Genomic DNA, 22,326 nt, shown 5'->3' with positions numbered 1-22,326 from the left:
TTTCGTCGAAAATGATTAACTTTACACTCCGTAAGCCGAAAACTCATTAATCCTACCGATATGAAAAGAGATTCCCAGATTTTCGAACTGATCGCAGCCGAGCGCGCGCGTCAGATGCACGGCATCGAACTCATCGCCTCGGAGAACTTCGTCAGCGACCAGGTCATGGAGGCCATGGGCTCCGTGCTGACCAACAAATACGCCGAAGGCTATCCGGCGGCCCGCTACTACGGCGGCTGCGAGGTGGTGGACAAGGTCGAATCGCTGGCCATCGAGCGCATCTGCCGGCTCTACGGCGCCGAGTACGCCAACGTGCAGCCCCACTCGGGCGCGCAGGCCAACATGGCGGTCTTCTTCGCCTGCATGCAGCCCGGCGACACCTTCATGGGGCTGGACCTCGCGCACGGCGGCCACCTTTCGCACGGTTCGCCGGTCAACATGTCGGGTAAATATTTCAAGGCCGTGGGCTATCAGCTCGACGAGCAGACCGGAACGATCGACTACGACGCCATGGAGCGCAAGGCGCTGGAATGCCGTCCCAAGCTGATCGTGGGCGGCGCATCGGCCTACTCGCGCGAGTGGGACTATGCCCGCATGCGTGCGATTGCCGACAAAGTGGGCGCACTGCTGATGGTCGACATGGCCCACACGGCGGGGCTGATCGCCGCAGGGCTGCTCGACAACCCCGTCAGGTATGCCCATATCGTCACCTCGACCACCCACAAGACCCTGCGCGGACCGCGCGGCGGCATCATCCTCATGGGCAGGGATTTCGAGAATCCGTGGGGCCTGACCACCCCGAAGGGCGCCGTCAAGATGATGTCGCAGATCCTCAATTCGGCCGTCTTCCCCGGCATCCAGGGCGGACCGCTCGAACACGTCATCGCCGCCAAGGCCGTGGCGTTCGGCGAAGCGCTCGAACCTGCCTACAAGGAGTATCAGACCCAGGTGCAGAAGAATGCCCGTGCGATGGCCGAAGCGTTCGTCAAGCGCGGCTACAAGATCGTCTCGGGCGGCACGGACAACCACCTGATGCTGGTCGACCTGCGCACGAAGTTCCCCGAACTGACGGGCAAGCTGGCCGAGAAGTGCCTCGTGGCGGCCGACATCACCACCAACAAGAACATGGTTCCGTTCGACACCCGTTCGCCGTTCCAGGCCTCGGGCCTGCGCTTCGGTACGCCGGCCATCACCACCCGCGGTCTGAAGGAGGACAAGATGGACTACATCGTCTCCTTGATCGACCGCGTGCTGCACGATCCGGAGAACGAGGATAACATCGCCGCCGTTCGCCGCGACGTAAACGCCCTGATGGCCGACTATCCGCTCTTCGCTTGGTAAGATGGAGCAGCTGATCGATTTCCTGCGCCGCCTGCACGACAACAACGACCGGGAGTGGTTCGACGCCCACCGCGCAGAGTGGCTGCATGTCAAGGGGGAGTTCGCGGCGTTCACCGAGCAGCTGATCGCGGGCATCGCAGCGTTCGATCCCACGGTCCGCGGCCTGCGGGCGCAGGACTGCACCTACCGCATCGCCCGCGACACGCGCTTCTCACCGGACAAGTCGCCCTACAAAACCTACGTGGGAGCCTACATCGCCCCCAAAGGCAAGAAGTCGGGTTTTGCGGGCTACTACTTCCACGTAGAGCCTTGCGCCGATTCGCTCGTGTGGTGCAACATGCTCTCGGCGGGAGCCGTCTGCATCGAACCCGTGGTGCTGCGCTCGATCCGCGAAGAAATTCTGGACAACGGCCCGGAGATCGAAGCGGCCATAAAGCACGCGAAGGGCTTCCGCCTGTGCTCGCACAACAAACTCAAGCGCGTCCCGACCGGTTTCCCGTCGGACAGCCCCTATGCCGAAATGCTCAAGCTGAAGGACTTCTACCTCGAAAAGCCGATCACCGAGGAGTTCCTGCTCGCGCCCGACCTCGTGGAACGCACGCTGGAGGAGTTCCGCCGCACGCAGCCTTTCCTGGCGATCGTCAACCGGGCGATCCAGTTCGCCTACGACGAGATGAGTTAACAAGAGATCGCACCGGTTCAAGACCGGTGCGATCTCTTATAGAAAGCGATATTCTCTATTCTCGAACCTTTCCTATGACCGGAATTCTCGTCACCTTGGTTTTCACCCTTACGTTCGGCTACGCCGTCTATGGAATTCTCGCAGGGCAGAAAAGGCCGCCGTCCCCGACCGGGAGCAATAAAGTGTCGATCCGGATCACCCGGATCCGGCGCCGCGAATGAATGTATGCGGGGAACCCCTCTTGGCGGAGAGTGCCCCGCCGTTCATTTCCCCGTGACGAACTTGGCGAGGTTGCGGGACTGGTTGACGTGTTGATGGCAAAGTGGCAGGCCGGCAGCTGCAAGGGAACCGGACGACGATCGGCATCAAGCATTCGGTGACGACCGTGACCTCGATCACGTAGTCGGCGCTGCGGCGTCACCTGTGAGGATGATATCGAAAAGGGGCTGAATTTTTCATTCAGCCCCTCGTCTTATTCCGCGAAAAATTTGTAAAAAAGCGGGATCGTCTCGACCCCTCGGCGGAACTGATCCAGTCCGTAACTCTCGTTGGGCGAGTGGATCGCGTCCTCGGCCAGTCCGAAACCGATCAGCAGCGACTTGATGCCCAGAATCGATTCGAATCCCGAGATAATCGGAATCGAACCGCCCGAGTAGAACGGCAGCGGTTTCTTGCCGAAGGTCTCCTGCACGGCTCTTTCGGCTGCCTTGTAGGCGGGCATGTCGGTCGGGGCCACGTAGGGCATGCCGCCGTGCAGCGCCCTGACCTTGACCTTCACGCTCTTGGGTGCGATCGCCTTTAAGTAGCGTTCGAAGAGCTTCGAAATCTTGCGGTAGTCCTGGTTCGGAACAAGCCGCATCGAAATCTTGGCCGACGCTTTCGACGGAATCACCGTCTTGGTCCCCTCGCCCGTGTAGCCGCCCCAGATGCCGTTGACGTCGAGCGACGGACGCACCCCCGTGCGTTCGAGCGTCGTATAACCCGCTTCGCCCTCCACATCGCCCACCGCGAGCGACTTTTTATAGGCCGCGAGGCTGAATGGCGCCTTGTTGAAGGCGCGCCGCTCGGCGGGCGTCAGCTCGCGCACGTCGTCGTAGAAGCCGGGGATGGTGACGTGTCCGTTCTCATCGACCAGCCGGGCGATCAGCCGCGCCAGCACGTTGGCCGGATTGGCCACCGCACCGCCGAACAGGCCCGAGTGGAGGTCCTTGTCGGGTCCCGTGACCTCGACCTCCATATAGGCCAGGCCGCGCAGTCCGCAGGTGATCGAGGGGGTGTCCATCGAGATCATCGACGTGTCGGAGACCAGAATGATGTCCGCCTTGAGCATCTTTTTGTTCTGCTCACAGAACTTGTAGAGGCTCGGCGATCCGATCTCCTCCTCGCCCTCGAGCATGAATTTCACGTTGCAGGGCAGCGAATCGGTGGCGCACATCGCCTCGAATGCCTTGGCGTGCATCCACAACTGCCCCTTGTCGTCATCGGCTCCGCGGCCCCGGATGCGGCCCTCCTGGATGACGGGTTCGAACGGTTCGGTATGCCACTCCTCGCGCGGGTCGACCGGCATCACGTCGTAATGCCCGTACACCAGCACGGTTTTCGCCTTCGGCGAGACGATCTTCTCGGCATAGACCACCGGGTTGCCCTCCGTGGGCAGTACGTCGGCACGGTCCGCACCGGCCTTTGCCAGCGCCGCGGCCAGAAACTCCGCGCAGCGCTCCATATCGGGCTTATGAGCCGATTCGGCACTGATAGAGGGGATGCGCAGCAGGTCGAACAACTCGCTGATAAAGCGGTCGTTATTGGCTTCGATATAATGTTTTACCTTATCCATTTATTCCGTTTTTCGGGTCAGTACGTAATGTTCCGCCAATGCACCCTCGACGGGCTGTCTGTCGCTGTCGAGCATGCGCAGGGCGTTGGGTTCGATCCTCAGATAGGTGACCTGTCCGTCTTTCGAGGGGTTCAGTGTCACCAGCTCGCCGTCGACCGCATATGTGCCGTGCTCGACGAACTCCGCGTCGCGGTCGACGTAGCGGCTCTGCTCGGTATAGGTCCCGTCCGCGCGGAGCGTGAGCGTCGTTTCGATGCCCGGACAGTCGGCGGCGGGAAGCGTGCCGCTATACGTTCCGGCTACCTGTTCAGTGGCCATTTTCGCCGGCTGCCGGCCCGTTGCGACAGCCGTGGCCGTCTTTTTCTGCGCGTTGCCGCCGCAGGAGGCCAGTAGCAGCAGGGCTGCCGCGGCCAGAATCGCTCTTTTCATAGTATCAGCTATTACAGATTTCCCGGATCTCCCCGATAAAGCGCTGCGCCAGCGCGTCGGCCTCCTCCATCGAGCGGGCCTCGGTGTAGACGCGGATGATCGGCTCGGTGTTCGACTTGCGCAGGTGTACCCAGTTCTCCGCAAAGTCGATCTTCACGCCGTCTATATCGTTCACGCGTTCACCGGCATAACGGGCTTTCACTTCGCGCAGCACTTTATCCACGTCGATCGCGGGCGTCAGCTCGATCTTGTTTTTCGACGCATAGTACGACGGGTAGGTGGCGCGCAGCTGCGTCATGGTCAACCCTTTCTTGGCAAGGAAGGTCAAAAAGAGTGCCGTTCCGACCAGCGCATCGCGGCCGTAGTGCAGCCCGGGGTAGATGACCCCGCCGTTGCCCTCGCCGCCGATCACCGCGCCGACCTCCTTCATTTTCGCAACGACGTTCACTTCGCCCACGGCCGAGGCGTAGTAGTTGCAGCCGTAACGCTCCGTCACGTCGCGCAGGGCGCGCGACGAGGAGAGGTTCGAGACCGTATCGCCCGGCTTGACCGAGAGAATGTAGTCGGCCACGGCCACCAGCGTGTACTCCTCGACGAACATCGAACCGTCCTCCGAGACGAATGCCAGCCGGTCCACGTCGGGATCGACGACGATGCCCAGGTCGGCCTTCTCGCGCACGATCGCCTCCGAAATTCCGGTCAGGTTCTCCGGCAGCGGCTCGGGGTTGTGGGCAAATTCGCCGGTGGGTTCGCAGTTCAGACAGACGACCTCGCACCCCAGGCGGCGCAGCAGCTCGGGCATCACGATGCCGCCCACCGAGTTCACGGCGTCGACGACCACCTTGAAGCGGCGTTTGCGCACGGCTTCCGCATCGACCAGCGGCAGCGCGAGCACCTGTTCGATATGCCGCTCGTTGAACGGTTCGCGCGACAGCACATGCCCGATGGCATCGACGGCGGGGTAGGCGTAATCCTCCTCTTCGGACATCGAGAGCACCTCTTTGCCCTCGCTGTCGGTGAGAAATTCGCCCGAGGCGTTGAGCAGTTTGAGCGCGTTCCACTGGCGGGGATTGTGCGAGGCGGTGATGATGATGCCGCCGTCGGCCTTATAGGTGATGACGGCCATCTCCGTGCCGGGGGTGGTGCAAAGCCCGACGTTGATGACGTCGGCCCCGCAGGCCAAAAGGGTCCCCTCGACCAGATTGGAGACCGTTTCGCCCGAAATGCGGGCGTCGCGGCCCACGACAATGGTAAGTTTTTTGCCCGGGTTGCGGCGGGCGATCAGCCGCGCATACGCCGTTGTGAACTTCACTACGTCGGGCGGCGTGAGGTTCCCGCCCGCAGCGCCTCCGATCGTTCCGCGGATGCCTGAAATGGATTTGATAAGTGTCATGTTCTATGGATTTATTGTTCGTCGTGACGACAGGTTAAGTCTGCGAAAAATTTTGATATTCGAGGTAAATATATTACTTTTATGCCAATTATAAAAATTAAAACCGACCGCTATGAGAACTATTCCCGCTTCCGAATTGATAATCAACGATGACGGATCGATCTTCCACCTGCACCTGCGTCCCGAACAGCTCGCCGACACGGTGATTCTGGTCGGCGATCCCGGCCGCGTGGCCCTCGTGGCGGAATATTTCGACCAAAAGGAGTGCGAGGTCGCCAACCGCGAATTCAGGACCGTTACGGGTACGTACAAAGGCAGGCGCATGACGGTCCTCTCGACCGGCATCGGCATCGGCAACATCGACATCTCGGTGACGGAGCTGGACGCGCTGGTCAACGTGGACTTCGCAACGCGGCAGGAGAAGACCCAGAAGACGCAGCTGACGCTGGTGCGGCTGGGCACGTCGGGGGCGATCCAGCCCGACATCAAGGTGGGGGAGGCCGTCTTCTCGCGCACCTCGGTGGGCTTCGACGGCCTGCTGAATTACTACAAGGGGCGCAACGAGGTCTGCGACCTTGAAATCGAAAAGGCGTTCATGGAGCACACCGGATGGAACGACCTGCTGCCCAAGCCCTACTTCATCGACGCGGACAAGACCCTCTTCGAGCACTTCCGCGACGTGACCCGCGAGGGCATCACCGTCGCCGCACCGGGCTTTTACGCCCCGCAGGGCCGCTGGGTGCGGCTCGAACCGCAGGACGTGCACCTCAATGAAAAGATCGAATCGTTCGACTACCAGGGCCGCCGCATCACCAACTTCGAGATGGAGGGTTCGGCGCTGGCCGGCCTTGCGGCGCTGATGGGCCACCGCGCCGCCACGATCTGCACGATCATCGCCCAGCGCATCGCGCTCGACGCCTGCACCGACTACAAGCCGTTCGTGAGGAAGATGATCGAAACGGCCCTCGACAAACTCGCTCAACTGAAATAAGACAAGCAACATAAAAACAGAAAGAAACGTATGAAATTTTCCGTATCAAGCTCCGCACTGCTCTCCCTTCTGGCCACGACCGGCAAGGTCATCAGCAACAAGAATACGCTGCCCATCCTGGATTACTTCCTGATGGAACTGAGCGGCAATACCCTGAAAGTCACCACCTCAGACCTCGAAACGACGCTTATCGGCTCGATCGAGGTCGACCGCGTCGACAGCGAAGGCACGATCGCCGCGCCCGCCAAGCTGATGCTCGACTCGCTGAAGGAGTTCTCCGAACTGCCGCTCGAAATCGACGTCAACGACAAAAACTGGGAGATCCGCATCAACTGGAAGAGCGGTTCGCTCTCGATTCCGGGCGCGAGCGCTGTAAGCTATCCCGCCGTGCCGCAGCTGAGCGCCGAGAAGAAAGAGCTGCGTCTGGACGTGGACACGCTCGTGAACGGCATTAACAAGACCATCTTCGCCACGGCCGACGACGAACTGCGTCCCGTGATGAACGGTATCTTCATCAGCATGGCTCCCTCGGCGCTTACGTTCGTGGGAACGGACGCCCACAAGCTGGTCAAGTACGAAGCCAAAACCGGGAACGACGTCTCCGCCTCGTTCATCCTGCCGAAGAAGCCCGCCAACCTGCTCAAGTCGGTGCTCCTGAAGGAGGACGACGCGATCGAGGTGTCGTTCGACTCGAAAAACGCCCTGTTCCGTCTGAAGAGCCACACGCTGGTCTGCCGTCTGATCGAGGGCAACTACCCGAACTACAACGCCGTCATTCCGGCCAACAATCCCAACAAGGTGCTCGTCGACCGCATCGAGCTGGTCAACGGCATCAAGCGCGTGGCCGTCTGCTCCAACCCGACGACCAACCTGATCCGCATGAACATCGCCGACAACAAGATTAATCTCACGGCCCAGGACCTCGACTTCTCGGTATCGGCCAACGAGACGATCTCGTGCAGCTACGACGGACAGGAGATTTCGATCGGCTTCAAGTCGACCTTCCTCGTGGAGATTCTTTCGAACATGGAGACCCCGACCGTGGTGATCGAACTGGCCGACTCGACGCGCGCCGGCGTCTTCAAGCCCGTCTACGACGACGAGCAGTCGAGCGCGACGCTCATGCTGCTCATGCCGATGATGTTGAACGCATAACGCCCCACGAATGAAGTTAAACCTCAAACGCCCGATCATCTTCTTCGACCTCGAGACCACGGGAGTGGACACCTCCCGGGACCGCATCGTCGAGATTTCGATGATCAAAATCATGCCCGACGGCGAGGAGATCGTCAAGACGCGCAGGCTCAACCCCGGCATGCACATTCCCGCGGAGGCCACGGCGATCCACGGCATCACGGACGAGGACGTCAAGGACTGTCCGACCTTTGCGCAGGTGGCCCGCTCGCTCGCCCAGTTCGTGCAGGGGTGCGATTTCGGCGGCTTCAACTCCAACCGTTTCGACCTGCCGGTGCTGGTCGAGGAGTTCATGCGGGCGGGCGTGGAGGTCGACTTCAAGCGCCGCAAGTTCATCGACGTGCAGAACATCTTCCACAAGAAGGAGCAGCGCACGCTGGTGGCCGCCTACAAGTTCTACTGCGACAAGGAGCTGGACGACGCCCACTCGGCCGAGGCCGACACGCGCGCCACGTACGAGGTTCTGAAGGCGCAGCTGGAGCGCTACGACGATCTGGAGAACGACATCGACGCCCTGTCTGCCTACTCCTGCCGCGCCGAGGCGGCCGATTACGCGGGCCGCATCCTCTACAACGAGAAGGGCGAGGAGGTCTTCGGCTTCGGCAAGTACAAGGGCCGTCCGGTGGCCGAGGTGTTCGCCGCCGAGCCGAGCTACTACGCTTGGATGATGAACGGCGACTTTCCGCTCTACACCAAAAAGGTCATCACCGAGATCCGGATGCGCGACAAAACGAAGTGACGATGAAAAAAGTCTTTGTGACACTCCTGCTGGTCGTCTGGGGTTTCTGCGCCATTGCTGCGGAGAAGTCGCAGACGATCGTCTATATCAACGGTACGAAGTACTACGTCCACACCGTGCAGCCGGGCGAGACGCTCTACACGCTCTCGAAGACCTACGGGGTGGGCGAGCCGGTCATTCTGGAGAACAACCCCTCGCTGGCGGGCGGTCTGAAAGCCGCCGAGAAGATCCGCATCCCCTACGTGGCCGACGCGCCGGAGGCGATCTCCGACAAGAAGCTGCGCCGCACGTTCGACCAGCACTTCGTCTCCAAGGGCGAGACGCTCTACGCCATCTCGCGCCGCTACGAAATCCCGATCCCGATCCTGATGGAGGACAACCCCAATCTCGACCCGATCCACCTGCGGCTCGGTGAACGGATTCTGGTGCGCAAAAAGAAGATCGGCACGCAGGACGCAGCCGGCACATCCGTCGAGTGGGAGGAGTACCGCAATTCGCTCAACAGCGTGGCGGGGGATTCGGTCGCCTACCACATCGTGCATCCGGGCGAGACGTTTTACTCGCTCGCGCACCGCTTCAACATCTCCGAAGCGGAGTTGGGGGCGCTCAACGGAGGACTGAAAGCCGCCGATCTGAAGGCAGGGGCTATGATTCGTGTTCCGGGCGTCTCCTACCGCGAACCGGGGGCGGTCGAAGCCGATTCGCTCCGGCAGGCGGGCGGTCCCGCCGCGGAGCAGACCATGCGCGAGGTCCCGCAGATCGAGTTCCGCGCGCTGCGCCCGGGACAGACGCTCGAAGTGGCGCTGCTGCTTCCGATCGCCGTCGACGGGGAGTCCAACGCCAACTACCTGGAGTTCTATCAGGGCTTCCTGTTAGGACTGGACAGCGTGAAGACCGCCTACGGTATCTCGGCCAACGTGACCCTCTACAATACGGAACGCAACCCGGAAAAGGTACGCGAAATCGTCGAAAACCCGGCGTTCGAACGCACGCAGCTGATCGTCGGTCCGGTCTACGAAGAGGGGCTTTATCCGGTCGTCCGCTTCGCCGAGGAGCACGCCGTGCCCGTGGTGTCGCCGCTGGCCAATATCACCCGCATGAACAGCGATGCGCTCTTCCAGCTGGCCCCCGATCCGGCCAATAAATATGAGAAGGTCTCCGACCTGATCAACGGCGACAAGCGCGTTACGCTGATCTACTCGCCCACGACGGATGAGGAGTTCGAGCGGGAGGTGCTCGCGCTGCTGGGCGATTCGGAGTACGGGCGGTTTGACTACCGCTACGAGCATCCGTCCGTGCGCAAGGAGAGCGGCTCCCCGAGCGATCTGACGCCCCTGCTGGAGAACGGCGACGACAACGTATTCATCATCCTGTCGGACAACGAGGTGGACGTGGACCGCATTCTGGCCGCCCTGGCTTCGGCCGACACGAACCTCACGGCACGCGGCCGCACGGCTCCCCGCTTCGTGGTGCTGGGCAACGCCCGCTGGAACCGCTACAACAACCTCGACCGGGCGATCTTCTTCAAGGACCGCGTGATCTTCATCTCGACCTACCACGCCAAGCGCGACGCCGAAGCCGTGACGGCATTCGACAGCGCCTACATCCGCGCGTTCGGCGCGTTGCCGACGCTCTACTCCTACCGCGGCTACGACACGGCCGCGATCTTCTGCCCGGGAATGTTCAACGACATCGAATACGACATGGAGGGCCGCCGCTACACGCCGCTGCAAACGACCTATTTGTTCGGGCAGGGCGAGGGGCGCGACAACCACGTCAACCGCAACTGGACGCGCGTGAATTACAACACCGACTTTACCATCACTATCGAATAGCTATGGCTGCCATGACGAACAATACGATTCCCGAAAAGACCATCGAGCGACTGAGCGAATACCGCCGCACGCTGCTGGCCAGCCACAAGCAGGGCATCACGCATATCTTCTCGCACGTGCTGGCGGGCATCCACGGCATCACGGCCGTGCAGGTGCGGCGCGACCTGATGCTCATCGGCTTTTCGAGCGATACGAAGAAGGGCTACGACGTGCAGGTGCTCATCGAATACATCAGCAACATCCTCGACAGCCCCACGCCGATGAACGTAGCCGTGCTGGGTATGGGCCACCTGGGGCAGGCCATCACCAAGTATTTCAACGGCAAGGGGCTGAAACTCAAGATCACCGCCGCATTCGACGTCGACCCCGAAAAGGTCGGCAAGACCATCGACGGCATCCCGTGCTACCACATGGACACGTTCGAGTCGACGGTCGAGGACAAGGACATCTCGATCGTGATCGTCTCCTCCCCCACGAAGGTGGCCCCGACGCTGGTCGTGCCGATCATCAACGCCGGTATCCGCGGCGTGCTGAACTTCACCTCCACGCCGCTGAACTTCCCGCAGGGCATCATCGTCGAGAATTACGACATCACCACGCTGCTCGAAAAAGTCGCCTACTTCGTCAAGGAGAGCGATGGCAGCAACTCCTGACCGACGGCGCATGAGGGTTTTCCGGGGTTTCGATGCACTTCCGCACTTCACCCGTCCGGCCGTCACGGTCGGATCGTACGACGGCGTGCACCTTGGCCACCGGGCACTCATCGAGCGGCTGGTCGCTGAGGCCCGCGCGCGCGGCGGCGAGAGCATCGTCGTGACGTTCGATCCCCATCCCCGTGTGACGCTGGGGCGCGCCGAGGGGCTGCGCCTGCTGACCACGCCCGAGGAGAAAGCCGCCCTGCTGGAGGGGCTGGGGGTCGACAACCTGATCGTTATCCCGTTCGACCGCACGTTCAGCGCTTTATCCGGCCGGGAATTCGTCGAACGTTACCTCGTCGGCCGCCTCGGAGCCGAAGTGCTCGTCGCGGGCTATAACCACCGCTTCGGCCACGACCGCTGCCATTGCGACGCGCTGCCGGCCGACAGCCTGAAAATCGTGCAGGTCGGCGAATGCGTGGTCGACGGCCATCATGTCAGTTCGACGGTCATCCGGCGGCTGCTCGACGCCGGCGACATCACCGAGGCCGAACGGCTGCTGGGCCATCCGCTCAAAATCAATCCGCAACCCAAAGATAGTTAAGTTCATGTTATCCCACGACTGCCAGATCCGCGTGTGGTACAAACACACCGACCAGATGGCCATCTGCCATCACTCCAACTACATCTGCTACTACGAAGCCGCCCGCAGCGAGCTGCTGCGCGCGCTGGGCATGTCCTTCGCCGAGGTCGAGCGGCGGGGAATCATGATGCCCATCCTGGAGGTGCAGTCCAAATACCGCAAGCCCGCTTACTTCGACGAGCTGCTCACCGTGCGCATCATCCTGCGCGAAATGCCCTCCACGCGGATCAACTTCTTCTACGAACTCTACAACGAAAAGGGGGAACTGATCAACACGGGCATGACGCAGCTGGGCTTCATCCACAGCGATACGCGCCGCCCGTGCCGCTGTCCCGAGTGGTTCCTCGACCTGCTGCGCGGCCGCTGGACGGACGAATCCCCAACAACCGATAAATAACCGCCATGAAACGTTTTTCAGCCGCTCTTCTGCTGCTCCTGCTCGCAGTCCTGCCCGTTGCAGGCGCGGCCCAACACCAGGTTGTCCGCATCCTCGCCATCGGCAACAGCTTTTCGCAGGATGCCGTCGAACAGAACCTCCACGAACTGGCCGCCGCGGAAGAGATTCCGACCGTCATCGGCAATATGTATATCGCCGGCTGCTCGCTGGAGCGCCACGTAAACAACGCCCGCGAAAACAAGGCCGCTTACGCCTACCGCAAGATCGGACAGGACGGGCGGAAGGTCGAGCGCAAACGCGTCTCGCTGGAAGAGGCGCTCGCGGACGAAGCGTGGGACTATATCACCCTGCAACAGTCCAGCCCCTTTTCGGGCCAGTACGACACCTACATGGCCTCGATGCCCGAACTGATCGACTACGTGCTGTCGCATGCGCCGCACGCGACGCTGCTGATCCATCAGACCTGGGCTTACGCTCCGCACTCGACGCACAAGGGATTTGCCAACTATGACAACGACCAGATGACCATGTACCGCGCCATCACGGAGGCGGTGCGCAAGGCGTCGCGGAAAACGGGAATCAAACGGGTCATTCCGGCCGGTACGGCGATTCAGAATGCCCGCACCTCCGCGCTGGGCGACGATCTGACGCGCGATGGGTTTCACCTCGATCTGGTCACGGGGCGCTACATCGCCGCCTGCACCTGGTTCGAAACGCTCTTCGGCCGACCGGTCATTGGCAACGCCTACCGTCCGCAGAAGATGACCGAGGAGCAGCAGCGGATCGCCCAGCAGGCGGCGCATGCCGCCGTCCGCCGCCCCTGGCGCATCACGCCGCTCGGCGAGGCGAAAAAATAGCTTTCCCTCCGAAAACGAGCAGGGCCGCACCCGGATGGAGTGCGGCCCTGCTGCCTTCGGGTCGTCAGACCTATTTTTCGATCAGCGAGATCGAACGCTGGATGAAATCGGACAGGTTCTTGCCCTTGAGCATGCCGTTGGTCAGCAGCGCCAGGTCGATGATCTGCTTCACGAGCCGGTTTTCGCCGCCGATCTGCATCAGGCGCTGGTTGCGCTCGTCGCGCAGCGTGACGATCTTCTTCGAAAGCTCCTCGCGCGTCGACTTCTCCTCCGGCGTCAGATCGGCCTCTTTCTTATCTTTCACCACCTCGTCGAAGCGCTTCTCCTCGGCCACGGCGGCGTCGATCTTCTTGGTGATCGACTTGAGCTTGTCGCCGTAGGCCTTCTCCGCATCGGCTAGGATGTCGGCGACGATGGGGTGGTTGGCGTTCACCGCGATGGTGAAGTTGTCGGGCATCTGGCCATAGAATTGGCTCATACCTCCGCCGCCCATCTGCGCCATCTCCTTCATGCGGCGCATGAATTCGTTCTGCGTGATGACCACCGGAGCCTCGTCGGGCGACATGGCCTCGAACGAAATGTTGTAGTGGATCTTGTCGTCCTTGGGCATCTGGCTTTCGAACACGGGGCGCAGAATCTCCTGCTGCGCCTCGGTGAGCGACATTTTGACCGAATCCTCCTTCTGGATCAACTTGTCGATCACGTCGCTGTCGACGCGCACGAAGCGGCTCTCCTGGTTCTTCGCCTCGTACCAGTTGATGTAGTGGCTGTCCAGCTGGCCGTCCATCACCAGCACGTCGTAACCCTTCCCCTTGGCGGCTTCGAGGAAGGTGTGCTTTTCGACGGGATCGTCCACGTAGAGGAACACGACCGTCTTGTTCTTGTCGGTCTGGTTCTCCTTCACCATTTCCGTGTACTCCTTCGGGGTGAAATACTTGCCCTCGGTATTCTTCCAGAGCATGAAGTCCTGCGCTTTCTCGGCGAACTTCTCGTCGGTGAGGATGCCGTATTCGATGAAAATCTTCAGATCGTCCCACTTCGACTCGTAGTCGGCGCGCATCGAGGTGAACAACTCCTGCAGACGGTCGGCGACCTTGCGGGTGATGTAGCTCGAAATCTTCTTCACGTTGGCGTCGCTTTGCAGGTAGCTGCGCGACACGTTGAGCGGAATGTCGGGCGAGTCGATCACGCCGTGCAGCAGCGTCAGATACTCCGGCACGATCCCCTCCACCTGGTCGGTGACGTAGACCTGGTTGGAGTAGAGCTGGATCTTGTTCTTCTGAATCTCGAAGTTGTTGTGAATCTTCGGGAAGTAGAGAATGCCCGTCAGGTGGAACGGATAGTCGATATTGAGGTGGATCGAGAACAGCGGCTCCTCGCTCAGCGGGTAAAGCTCGTGGTAGAACTCCTTGTACTGCTCCTCGGTGATGTCGGCGGGCTTGCGCGTCCACAGCGGGTCGACGTCGTTGATGACGTTGTCCTTGTCCGTGTCGACGTACTTGCCGTCCTTCCACTCCTTGACCTTGCCGAAGGCGATCGGCACGGGCAGGAAGCGGCAGTACTTCTTGAGCAGCCCCTCCACCTTGTCGTGGTCGGCGAACTCCAGCGAATCCTCCGACAGATGCAGCACGATGGTCGTACCGCGGTCGTGCTCTTCGTCGCTCTCCTCCATCTCGAATTCGGGCGATCCCGTGCAGCTCCAGCGCACGGTCTTCGAACCCTCCTTGTAGGAACGGGTGATGATCTCCACCTTGTCGGCCACCATGAACGAGGAGTAGAAACCCAGTCCGAAGTGGCCGATGATGGCCTGATTCTTATATTTCTCCATGAACTCCTCGGCGCCCGAGAAAGCGATCTGGTTGATGTAGCGGTCCACCTCCTCGGCGGTCATGCCCACGCCGCGGTCGGTGACCGTCAGCGTCTTCCGCTCCTTGTCCGCGGCCACACGGATCGTCAGGTCGCCCAAGTCGCCCTTCATCTCGCCGATCGAAGAGAGGGTCTTCAGCTTCTGGGTAGCATCCACGGCGTTGGAGATCAGCTCGCGCAGGAAAATTTCGTGGTCCGAATAGAGGAATTTCTTGATCACGGGGAAGATGTTCTCCGTCGTAACTCCGATTTTTCCGTTTTTCATAGTTTTATCGTTGAGATTTGATTATTCGCTGTTCGGATGTTCATCAAACGGTGTGCCAGCGCCCGATCCCTGCCATTCTGTCAGTTGGCGACTGACATAGCGGGTTGCCGGAACCGGAATTTTACGGATCGGTCGGGATGGACCGCCACGAACGCAAGACGTGAAAATAGAACTCCGCCCGGCTTCTGACGATGCCGGGCGGAGTTTTGTTGGCGTATAAATCCGAATTACCGTGCGTAAAGCCGGAACTTCATCGAGAACGTCTCGCCCGGGGCGATGGCGCGGAATCCGGCGGCCACCGGGTCTGCGGCGTTGGGGGCGTTCGTGATCCACGACTGCGGTTCGGGGCAGCAGTAGGGTTCTTTGCCGCCGTTGTTCCAGAGGGTCCAGTAGCACGTCTTATCGTCCACCTCGTAGAAGGTGCGAACTCCCGTGCGCCGGTTTTCTACCAGCGCACCGCGGTAGGGCTTGCCGTCGACCTCGATCTCGCGCAGCGTGAAGCCCGCCTCGATCGGCTCGCAACCGGTTACCTGCAAGCCGTCCTCGCACAGCCGGGCGAACTGCTCGGTAAGGGGCAGCGTGCGCCCCGTGGGCAGGTTGCGGTCGCTAAGCTCGACCTGCTCGCCGACAGCCACGCGCATCGCGTAGTCCCCGGCCGTGCCTCCGGCGAACGGAATACGCATGGGCGTATGGAACCCTACGCCGACAGGCATACGCTCCTGGCTGCGGTTGGTAAAGCAGACCTCCTGCTCCAACCCCTCCGCGGTCAAGCGATAGATGATCTTGCACTTGAATTCGTGCGGGAAATCCCGGTAAACCGCATCATTGCCCCGGTTGGAGTAGTAGCGGCACTCGACCATCACCTCATCCTCCGTTTCCCGGGCCTTCGACACCGCGAACGGCTCCCCTTTGAGGATGCCGTGGTGGTAGTTGTGCTCCTTCTCGATGGTGATGGGGTATTGGTAGGTGCGCCCCTCGAACGTGTAGCGCCCGTCCTCGATGCGGTTGGGCGGGAAGAGGAGCGGCAGACCGAACACCTGCGGACGGCTGCGGAACGTTTCGATTTCGTCCGGCTCCGGGGTGCGGAGAATCTCCGCGCCCAGCCGGGTATTGGCCAGCCGCACGAGATTTCCTCCGACCGACGGAACCAGCAGCGCCGCGTAGTCCCCCTTGGCAAATTCGACGGCCTGCAGGCCGTTCCACGCGATGCAGCGCAGCATCTTAGAGGAGTTTTTCGAGTTTCGCCTTCAGCGCCTCCTTCGAGCACGCGCCGACCTGCTTGTCGGCCAGCTCGCCGTTCTTCAGGAAGATGATCGTCGGGATGTTCCGCACGCCGTACTTCATCGTGATATCGTCATTCGCCTCCACGTCGCACTTGGCGATGACGGCGCGCCCCTCGTATTCGGCGGCCAGTTCATCCACGATGGGCGACATCATGCGGCAGGGACCGCACCATTCGGCCCAGAAGTCGATTACCACGGGTTGCCCGGAGGCGAGCACCTCGTCAAAATTGTCGTTGTTGATTGCTAATGCCATAGTTTTTATGTTTTAGATGTTATGCCTTCCCTTTTATGTTTATGCGATCGAATACTTGATCTCGTTGTCGTCCAAATACGATACCAGCGACTGCGTAAGGCTGACCTTGAACCCTTTCGAGAAGAGTTTGACCGTCACCTGCGACTCCCGGTCGATGACGTTCACCCGCAGCAGGGTATCGCCCTTCGATGCACGCACCCGCTCCGACAGATCGCGCACCAATTCCGCCGTCACCTCCTCCACGGGCAGCAGCAGCGAAATCTCCTTGATCATCGTGTCGCGCATCTCCTGCAGCTGCACCATCGAAATGACCTTGAACTCCAGCTCCTGATCATTGTAGGGCTTGGGCTGCACCTTGCCCCGGATAAAGAGGAAGTAGTCCGTGAAGAGGTACTTGCGGAAGTTCTCGTAATCCTTGCTGAACAGCGCGAATTCGTGGGTCCCGTTGTAGTCCTCCAGCACGAACTTGCCCCACGGCTTGCCCGTCTTGGTCATCAGGTTCTGCACGCTGACGACCATGCCCGCCACGCCGATCTCCTGCCCCTTGAGGTTTTCGAGGTTGTCCAGCTCCGTAAGCTGCGTCTTGCACATGTGGTCGATGATCACCTTATAGTCGTCCAGCGGATGGGCCGAAAGGTAGAGACCGATCATCTCGCGCTCTTTGGCCAGCGTCTCCAGCTGCGTCCAGTCGGCACAGGCCGGCAGCACAGGACGCTGAATGTCCACCTCGCCGCCGCCTCCGAAGAGGCTCTGCTGAGCGTTGCTCTTCTCGGCCTGGAACCGCTGCCCGTAGCGCATCAGCAGTTCGATGAACGTGACGCTGCTGCTGTCGCGCGCATCCGACCCGAAGAACTTGCCGCGGTGGAAGCCCGTGATCTCGTCGAAAGCACCCGCATAAGCGAGGTTTTCGAGACATTTGCGGTTGACGGTGGAGTAGTTGACCCGCTCCATGAAGTCGTAGATGTCCTTGAACCGCCCGTTGGCCTTGCGCTCGGCGATGATGCTCTCCACGGCCGCCTCGCCGACGCCCTTTACGGCCGCCAGTCCGAAGCGCACGTCGCCCGCCTTGTTCGAGGCGAAGGTGCGCATCGACTCGTTGATGTCGGGCCCCAGCACGCGGATGCCCATGCGCTTGCACTCGTTCATGTAGAGCGTCAGCTGCTTGATGTCCGTGAGGTTTCGGCTCAGCAGCGCCGCCATGAACTCCGAAGGGTAGTGTGCCTTCAGGTAGCCCGTCTGATAGGCCACGTAGGCGTAGCAGGTCGAATGCGACTTGTTGAAAGCGTAGGAGGCAAACGCCTCCCAGTCGCCCCAGATCTTGTCGCAGATCTTCTCGTCGTGTCCGCGCTGCCGACACCCCTCGATGAACTTGGGCTTCATCTTGTCCAGCACGTCGCGCTTCTTCTTGCCCATCGCCTTGCGCAGCGTGTCGGCCTCGCCGCCCGTGAAGCCGGCCAGCTTCTGCGACAGCAGCATGACCTGCTCCTGGTAGACCGTGATGCCGTAGGTGTCGCTCAGGTACTCCTCCATGTCGGCGATCTCGTAGGTCACCGGCTCCAGTCCGTGCTTGCGGGCGATGAAGTTGGGGATATACTCCATCGGCCCCGGACGATAGAGGGCGTTCATGGCGATCAGGTCCTCGAAGCGGTTGGGTTTGAGGTTGCGCAGGTGCTTTTTCATGCCCGGGGACTCGAACTGGAACAGGCCGGTCGTGTCGCCGCGGGCGAAAACCTCGTAGGTTTCGGCGTCGTCCAGCGACACCGAGTCGATGTCCACGTCGACGCCGTGCACGGCCTTGACGTTCTCCACCGCGTCCTTGATGATCGAGAGGGTGCGCAGCCCCAGAAAGTCCATCTTGATCAGTCCGACGCTCTCGACCTCCTTGCCCTCAAACTCCACCACGTTCAGGTCGGCATCCTTGGCGATGGCCATCGGGGCGAACTTTTCCAGATCGTCCTGGCCGATGATCACGCCGCAGGCGTGCACGCCCGTCTGGCGGATCGAGCCTTCGAGCTTCTCGGCGTATTTGAGCGTATTGCGGATCAGCGGATTGGGCGATTCGCGCTCGGCGGCCAGCTCGGGCGACTCCTTGTACACGAAGTCGAACGGAGTTTCGCCGTGCTTCTTGTCGGGGGTGAGCTTGTCGGGAACCAGCTTCGAGAGACGGTCGCTCTCCGACAGGGCCAGCTTCTGCACGCGGGCCACGTCCTTGATGGCCATCTTGGGGGCCATCGTGCCGAACGTCACGATCTGCGCCACGCGCTTCTGACCGTACTTCTGCACGCAGTAGCGCAGCACATCGGCGCGGCCGTCCTCGTCGAAATCCACGTCGACATCGGGCAGCGAGATGCGCTCGGGATTGAGGAAACGCTCGAACAGCAGGTCGTATTTGAGCGGGTCGATATTCGTGATTTTAAGACAGTAGGCGACCACCGATCCGGCGGCGGAGCCACGCCCCGGGCCGACCGATACGCCCATCTCGCGCGCGGCGCGGATGTAGTCCCATACGATGAGGAAGTAGCCCGGGAATCCCATCCACTCGATGGTGTCCAGCTCGTATTGCAGCCGCTCGGTGACCTTCCCGTCGAGCACCTCGCCGTAGCGGACATGCGCCCCCTTATACGTCAGGTCCTTGAGGTAACAGTATTGCTTGGCGACCATCAGCCGGTCCGAAAGCTCCTTGTCCGGGGCCACCAGTGCTTCGAGTTCGGCCACCGAGGTGCAGGCGGCGATCTGCCGCAGCAGCTCCCCGTCCTCGATCTTCTTGATGAACGAAGCCCTCAGTTCGTCCAGCACGATGGGGAAATCCTCCGGCGGCGGGAAGTTGGGCATCAGCGGGGCGTGCGTGAGCTTGTAGTCCTCGCACTTGGCCGCGATCTCCAGCGTGGTCTCCAGCGCCTCGGGGTGGTCGGGGAAGAGCGAGAGCATCTCTTCGGGCGACTTGAGGTACTCCTGGAACGTATAACGCATCCGGTTCGGATCGTCAAGATCGCGGCCCGTATTGAGGCAGATTAGGTGGTCGTGCGCCGGGGCATCCTCCGCCAGGATGAAGTGCACATCGTTCGAACAGATGTATTTGATGCCGTATTTGGCCGCCAGTTTCAGGATCGCCTCGTTGACGCGCAGCTGGTTCTCGTAGACATCCTCGTCCTTCTGCCGGTCGCCCGAGGGGTGGAGCTGCATTTCGAGGTAGTAGTCCTCCCCGAAGACCCCCTTGAACCACTGCACCACGCGTTCGGCCTCCTCCATGTCGTTGTGCATGACCGCCTGCGGCAGCTCGCCGCCCAGACAGGCCGAGCAGCAAATCAGCCCCTCGTGGTACTGTTCGAGCAGCTGCTTGTCCACACGGGGCTTGTAGTAGAAGCCCTCGGTGAAGGAGTAGGAGACCATCTTGCAGAGGTTGTGATACCCCTCCAGATTCTTGGCCAGCAGGATCAGGTGGTCGCCGGCCTTCTCGTCCTTGTCCTTCTCGAAGCGGTTCTTCACCACATAGACCTCGCAGCCGAGGATGGGCTTGATGCCGTTCTCGGTGGCTGTGTCGTGGAAGTTCTTCACCCCGTACATGTTGCCGTGGTCGGTGATGGCCAGCGCCGTCATGCCGAGCGCCTTGGCCCGCTTGATGAGCGGCTTGACGGCCGCGGCGCCGTCGAGGATGGAGTATTGCGTGTGGACGTGCAGATGGACGAATTCGGGCATTGCTTGATCGCTTTATTTTCGGTTGAGCTCCCGCAGAAGCCGCCGCCGCATCGGAAACGGGCGCAGCGGCCGGGTCGGGTTCAACCCGGACAAAGATAGCGATATTTCCGCAAAATTCCCGGCGTGACTATTGCATTTTATCAACAAAATGCTTATCTTTAAATATCCATTAAAAGGGGGAAACTATGCAAGACGAAACTATGGTTGTATTGGCGGAATACAACACCATCATGGAAGCCGAGATCAGCAAGTCGATGCTCGACAGCGCCGGCATCTGGTCCACCATCCGCAACGAGTATATGTCGGCCATCTATCCGATCGGAACCATGCCCGCCCAGCTGGTCGTCCGCGAAGACGATTTCGAGAAGGCCCGCACGCTGCTGCAGCTCAGATAACGAAAAGGAGCCATCCGCGATGGCTCCTTTTCGTTGGGAGGGTCCGACCTTGCCCTGCGGAAAGCCCGCGGCCGCGGCGGCCTGGGGTGAGTCGGTTGTGAGCGGAAGCGGTGTTTACGTCAGATTGATGCCGTAGACATATTCCGTGCGCTGGGGTACGCCGTCGACCTTGCGGGGCGTCCAATGCCTGCGGCTGTTGCGGATCACACGGATAATCTCCTTCGCCTGACGCTCGTCGGGCGTTGTCAACACCTGGTCGATGGTGATGCGCCCGTCCGCTTCGATGAAGAACCGGATGCGCGTCAGTCCTTCCTTTCCTTCGAACCGACCGTCGTGCCGCACCCGGATGCGCACCCAGTCATGAAAACTTTCGTCGGGGTTCCTGCCCAGAAAGAGCAGCGGATCGGGATTCTGCATCCGCTCGATCCGCTCGACCGGGATGCGGATCGTCAGCTGCAGGCGGTAACCGATCGGCCGACCGTCCTGCAAAGCCGGGCTCCACGTCCCCTCCATCCCCTCGAAAGCCCGGCGCATCAACCGCCGGGCAGTCTGCGTGGCGGATTCCAGTCCGCAGCTGTCGTCCCCCTCGCAGGTGTTGTCGATCACCCGCCAATTCTCCACCGCGCCCGTTCTGTCGATTCGGAAAGCGATCGCCATTTCGGACGGGAGCGAATCGCAAGGAATCCGCTCTTCGATCGCAATGCGTTCGGCCGATGCTGTTAGGCGGGCCAGAAAGAGGTTAATGTCCGTGCCGTTGAATCGGGGAGGAGTTACGCTTTGAGCGAATACCCCCCCCCAATAAAAAAAAGCGACTACCAGCAAAATTCTCTTTTTCATCGTATTTTAATTTTTGGTTAAGGGTTTCATTCGTTCCAGATGCGCCACGAGGCATCGGCCTGCGCGCGGAACATCACCTCTCCGTTGAGCACCTGCGCGCCGCGCTGGCGACCGTAATCGAGAAACTGCGTCAGCGGCGGATTGTAAACCAAATCCAGCAGGTAGTGACGGGGCGTGACGTAGGCGTAGGGGATGCGCGGCGCCTCTTCGACAGCGGGGTAGGTCCCTACGGGCGATGCGTTGACAATCAATCGGCTGCGCTCGACCACCTCACACGGCAGATTATCATAGGTGTAGTTGCCTCGGGCGGCATCGCGCGAAACGAGCGCGTAGGGGATGCCGCGCTCCGCCAAGGCGAACTGAACGGCCTGCGACGCCCCTCCCGTACCGAGGATCAGCGCCTCTTCGGGCATGTCGCCTTTGAGCAATTCGTCCAGAGCGGCCCGCAATCCGACAATATCCGTATTATGCCCCGAGAAACGGCCGTCGGCATCGCGGCAGATGCAGTTCACGGCCCCGATCGCGCGCGCTTCATACGAAAGATCGTCCAACAGGGCGATCGCCTCGCGTTTGTAGGGGATCGTGACATTCAGCCCGCACAGATCGGGCGTGGCCAGCAGGGCGGGAAGTTCGGCGATCGTTCGAAGTTTGAAACGCTCGTAGGTATGGTCCGCAAGCCCTTCGCGGGCGAACTTCTCCGTGAAGTAGGCCGCCGAAGCCGAGTGCCCGAGCGGCTGGCCGATTATCCCGAAGCGCCGCAT

General features: G+C 60.9%; 20 protein-coding genes. 11 read left to right on the top strand and 9 right to left on the bottom strand.

What is annotated here, in order from left to right:
• Positions 1-60 precede the first annotated feature (60 nt).
• Both glyA and ACMO9O_RS10585 read left to right on the top strand, forming a co-directional pair.
• Entirely contained in the window at positions 61-1,341 is a 1,281-nt protein-coding gene (glyA, locus tag ACMO9O_RS10590; RefSeq protein ID WP_418983836.1) for a serine hydroxymethyltransferase, read from the top strand.
• Between the two features lies 1 nt (position 1,342).
• On the top strand, positions 1,343-2,023 hold the full coding sequence (locus ACMO9O_RS10585) for a DUF2461 domain-containing protein (protein ID WP_418983835.1): 681 nt from the start codon (positions 1,343-1,345) through the stop codon (positions 2,021-2,023).
• Between the two features lie 472 nt (positions 2,024-2,495).
• Here ACMO9O_RS10585 and ACMO9O_RS10580 read toward each other — a convergent pair whose 3' ends face one another.
• The 3 genes from ACMO9O_RS10580 to glmM are packed head-to-tail and all read right to left on the bottom strand — an operon-like array spanning position 2,496 to position 5,679.
• Complete coding sequence (locus ACMO9O_RS10580) at positions 2,496-3,857, bottom strand: dipeptidase (RefSeq protein ID WP_418983834.1); 1,362 nt, start codon at positions 3,855-3,857, stop codon at positions 2,496-2,498.
• On the bottom strand, positions 3,858-4,286 hold the full coding sequence (locus ACMO9O_RS10575; protein WP_418983833.1) for a copper resistance protein NlpE: 429 nt from the start codon (positions 4,284-4,286) through the stop codon (positions 3,858-3,860). It abuts the gene before it with no gap.
• A 4-nt stretch (positions 4,287-4,290) separates the two neighbouring features.
• On the bottom strand, positions 4,291-5,679 hold the full coding sequence (gene glmM, locus ACMO9O_RS10570; protein ID WP_418983832.1) for a phosphoglucosamine mutase: 1,389 nt from the start codon (positions 5,677-5,679) through the stop codon (positions 4,291-4,293).
• A 112-nt stretch (positions 5,680-5,791) separates the two neighbouring features.
• On the opposite strand from glmM, the gene ACMO9O_RS10565 reads away from it, so the two are divergent.
• Genes ACMO9O_RS10565 through ACMO9O_RS10530 form a run of 8 tightly spaced genes read left to right on the top strand, consistent with a single transcriptional unit; the run spans position 5,792 to position 12,970 of the window.
• A complete protein-coding gene (locus ACMO9O_RS10565) occupies positions 5,792-6,670 on the top strand; it encodes a nucleoside phosphorylase (RefSeq protein ID WP_418983831.1) in 879 nt (292 codons plus the stop codon).
• A gap of 30 nt (positions 6,671-6,700) precedes the next feature.
• Positions 6,701-7,825, top strand: a complete 1,125-nt coding sequence (gene dnaN, locus ACMO9O_RS10560) for a DNA polymerase III subunit beta (protein WP_418983830.1) — start codon at positions 6,701-6,703, stop codon at positions 7,823-7,825.
• Between the two features lie 10 nt (positions 7,826-7,835).
• A complete protein-coding gene (locus ACMO9O_RS10555; RefSeq protein WP_418983829.1) occupies positions 7,836-8,603 on the top strand; it encodes an exonuclease domain-containing protein in 768 nt (255 codons plus the stop codon).
• 2 nt (positions 8,604-8,605) lie between these two features.
• A complete protein-coding gene (locus tag ACMO9O_RS10550; RefSeq protein WP_418983828.1) occupies positions 8,606-10,438 on the top strand; it encodes a PBP1 and LysM peptidoglycan-binding domain-containing protein in 1,833 nt (610 codons plus the stop codon).
• A 2-nt stretch (positions 10,439-10,440) separates the two neighbouring features.
• A complete protein-coding gene (locus ACMO9O_RS10545) occupies positions 10,441-11,091 on the top strand; it encodes a redox-sensing transcriptional repressor Rex (protein ID WP_418983827.1) in 651 nt (216 codons plus the stop codon).
• Positions 11,092-11,101: 10 nt separating this feature from the next.
• Complete coding sequence (locus tag ACMO9O_RS10540; protein ID WP_418983826.1) at positions 11,102-11,677, top strand: FAD synthase; 576 nt, start codon at positions 11,102-11,104, stop codon at positions 11,675-11,677.
• A 4-nt stretch (positions 11,678-11,681) separates the two neighbouring features.
• Positions 11,682-12,113 (top strand): acyl-CoA thioesterase, encoded by a 432-nt coding sequence (locus ACMO9O_RS10535; RefSeq protein WP_418983825.1) that lies wholly within the window; start codon positions 11,682-11,684, stop codon positions 12,111-12,113.
• Between the two features lie 5 nt (positions 12,114-12,118).
• Entirely contained in the window at positions 12,119-12,970 is an 852-nt protein-coding gene (locus tag ACMO9O_RS10530; protein WP_418983824.1) for a DUF4886 domain-containing protein, read from the top strand.
• Between the two features lie 70 nt (positions 12,971-13,040).
• Here ACMO9O_RS10530 and htpG read toward each other — a convergent pair whose 3' ends face one another.
• The 4 genes from htpG to dnaE all read right to left on the bottom strand — a co-directional run bounded on the left by htpG (position 13,041) and on the right by dnaE (position 20,333).
• Positions 13,041-15,101, bottom strand: a complete 2,061-nt coding sequence (htpG, locus tag ACMO9O_RS10525; protein WP_418983823.1) for a molecular chaperone HtpG — start codon at positions 15,099-15,101, stop codon at positions 13,041-13,043.
• Positions 15,102-15,328: 227 nt separating this feature from the next.
• The gene (locus ACMO9O_RS10520) at positions 15,329-16,321 is read right to left on the bottom strand and encodes an aldose 1-epimerase (protein WP_418983822.1); all 993 of its coding nucleotides are present in this window, start codon (positions 16,319-16,321) and stop codon (positions 15,329-15,331) included.
• A gap of 1 nt (position 16,322) precedes the next feature.
• Positions 16,323-16,637, bottom strand: coding sequence for a thioredoxin (trxA, locus tag ACMO9O_RS10515; RefSeq protein ID WP_418983821.1), 315 nt, complete (start codon positions 16,635-16,637; stop codon positions 16,323-16,325).
• A gap of 39 nt (positions 16,638-16,676) precedes the next feature.
• Positions 16,677-20,333, bottom strand: a complete 3,657-nt coding sequence (gene dnaE, locus ACMO9O_RS10510; protein ID WP_418983820.1) for a DNA polymerase III subunit alpha — start codon at positions 20,331-20,333, stop codon at positions 16,677-16,679.
• A 185-nt stretch (positions 20,334-20,518) separates the two neighbouring features.
• Here dnaE and ACMO9O_RS10505 point away from each other — a divergent pair, with 185 nt between their 5' ends.
• Positions 20,519-20,728 carry a DUF2007 domain-containing protein gene (locus ACMO9O_RS10505; protein WP_418983819.1) on the top strand — a complete coding sequence of 70 codons (210 nt, stop codon included), beginning with the start codon at positions 20,519-20,521 and terminating at the stop codon, positions 20,726-20,728.
• A 114-nt stretch (positions 20,729-20,842) separates the two neighbouring features.
• On the opposite strand, the gene ACMO9O_RS10500 is transcribed toward ACMO9O_RS10505, so the two are convergent.
• Together ACMO9O_RS10500 and ACMO9O_RS10495 are read right to left on the bottom strand one after the other, a co-directional pair.
• The gene (locus tag ACMO9O_RS10500; RefSeq protein ID WP_418983818.1) at positions 20,843-21,385 is read right to left on the bottom strand and encodes an energy transducer TonB; all 543 of its coding nucleotides are present in this window, start codon (positions 21,383-21,385) and stop codon (positions 20,843-20,845) included.
• Positions 21,386-21,591: 206 nt separating this feature from the next.
• Positions 21,592-22,326 carry a shikimate dehydrogenase family protein gene (locus tag ACMO9O_RS10495; protein WP_418983817.1) on the bottom strand — a complete coding sequence of 245 codons (735 nt, stop codon included), beginning with the start codon at positions 22,324-22,326 and terminating at the stop codon, positions 21,592-21,594.

Source organism: Alistipes sp. (assembly GCF_048465635.1).
Classification (GTDB): Bacteria; Bacteroidota; Bacteroidia; order Bacteroidales; family Rikenellaceae; genus Alistipes.
Note: the sequence above shows the minus strand (reverse complement) of the source record. Positions and strands in the feature narration are given on the sequence as shown.

Bases quoted from the DNA above. Each gene is read 5' to 3' on its own strand.
- glyA (WP_418983836.1), top strand. From the start codon at position 61: ATGAAAAGAGATTCCCAGATTTTCGAACTGATCGCAGCCGAGCGCGCG.
- ACMO9O_RS10585 (WP_418983835.1), top strand. From the start codon at position 1,343: ATGGAGCAGCTGATCGATTTCCTGCGCCGCCTGCACGACAACAACGAC.
- ACMO9O_RS10580 (WP_418983834.1), bottom strand. From the start codon at position 3,857: ATGGATAAGGTAAAACATTATATCGAAGCCAATAACGACCGCTTTATC.
- ACMO9O_RS10575 (WP_418983833.1), bottom strand. From the start codon at position 4,286: ATGAAAAGAGCGATTCTGGCCGCGGCAGCCCTGCTGCTACTGGCCTCC.
- glmM (WP_418983832.1), bottom strand. From the start codon at position 5,679: ATGACACTTATCAAATCCATTTCAGGCATCCGCGGAACGATCGGAGGC.
- ACMO9O_RS10565 (WP_418983831.1), top strand. From the start codon at position 5,792: ATGAGAACTATTCCCGCTTCCGAATTGATAATCAACGATGACGGATCG.
- dnaN (WP_418983830.1), top strand. From the start codon at position 6,701: ATGAAATTTTCCGTATCAAGCTCCGCACTGCTCTCCCTTCTGGCCACG.
- ACMO9O_RS10555 (WP_418983829.1), top strand. From the start codon at position 7,836: ATGAAGTTAAACCTCAAACGCCCGATCATCTTCTTCGACCTCGAGACC.
- ACMO9O_RS10550 (WP_418983828.1), top strand. From the start codon at position 8,606: ATGAAAAAAGTCTTTGTGACACTCCTGCTGGTCGTCTGGGGTTTCTGC.
- ACMO9O_RS10545 (WP_418983827.1), top strand. From the start codon at position 10,441: ATGGCTGCCATGACGAACAATACGATTCCCGAAAAGACCATCGAGCGA.
- ACMO9O_RS10540 (WP_418983826.1), top strand. From the start codon at position 11,102: ATGAGGGTTTTCCGGGGTTTCGATGCACTTCCGCACTTCACCCGTCCG.
- ACMO9O_RS10535 (WP_418983825.1), top strand. From the start codon at position 11,682: ATGTTATCCCACGACTGCCAGATCCGCGTGTGGTACAAACACACCGAC.
- ACMO9O_RS10530 (WP_418983824.1), top strand. From the start codon at position 12,119: ATGAAACGTTTTTCAGCCGCTCTTCTGCTGCTCCTGCTCGCAGTCCTG.
- htpG (WP_418983823.1), bottom strand. From the start codon at position 15,101: ATGAAAAACGGAAAAATCGGAGTTACGACGGAGAACATCTTCCCCGTG.
- ACMO9O_RS10520 (WP_418983822.1), bottom strand. From the start codon at position 16,321: ATGCTGCGCTGCATCGCGTGGAACGGCCTGCAGGCCGTCGAATTTGCC.
- trxA (WP_418983821.1), bottom strand. From the start codon at position 16,637: ATGGCATTAGCAATCAACAACGACAATTTTGACGAGGTGCTCGCCTCC.
- dnaE (WP_418983820.1), bottom strand. From the start codon at position 20,333: ATGCCCGAATTCGTCCATCTGCACGTCCACACGCAATACTCCATCCTC.
- ACMO9O_RS10505 (WP_418983819.1), top strand. From the start codon at position 20,519: ATGCAAGACGAAACTATGGTTGTATTGGCGGAATACAACACCATCATG.
- ACMO9O_RS10500 (WP_418983818.1), bottom strand. From the start codon at position 21,385: ATGGCGATCGCTTTCCGAATCGACAGAACGGGCGCGGTGGAGAATTGG.
- ACMO9O_RS10495 (WP_418983817.1), bottom strand. From the start codon at position 22,326: ATGCGGCGCTTCGGGATAATCGGCCAGCCGCTCGGGCACTCGGCTTCG.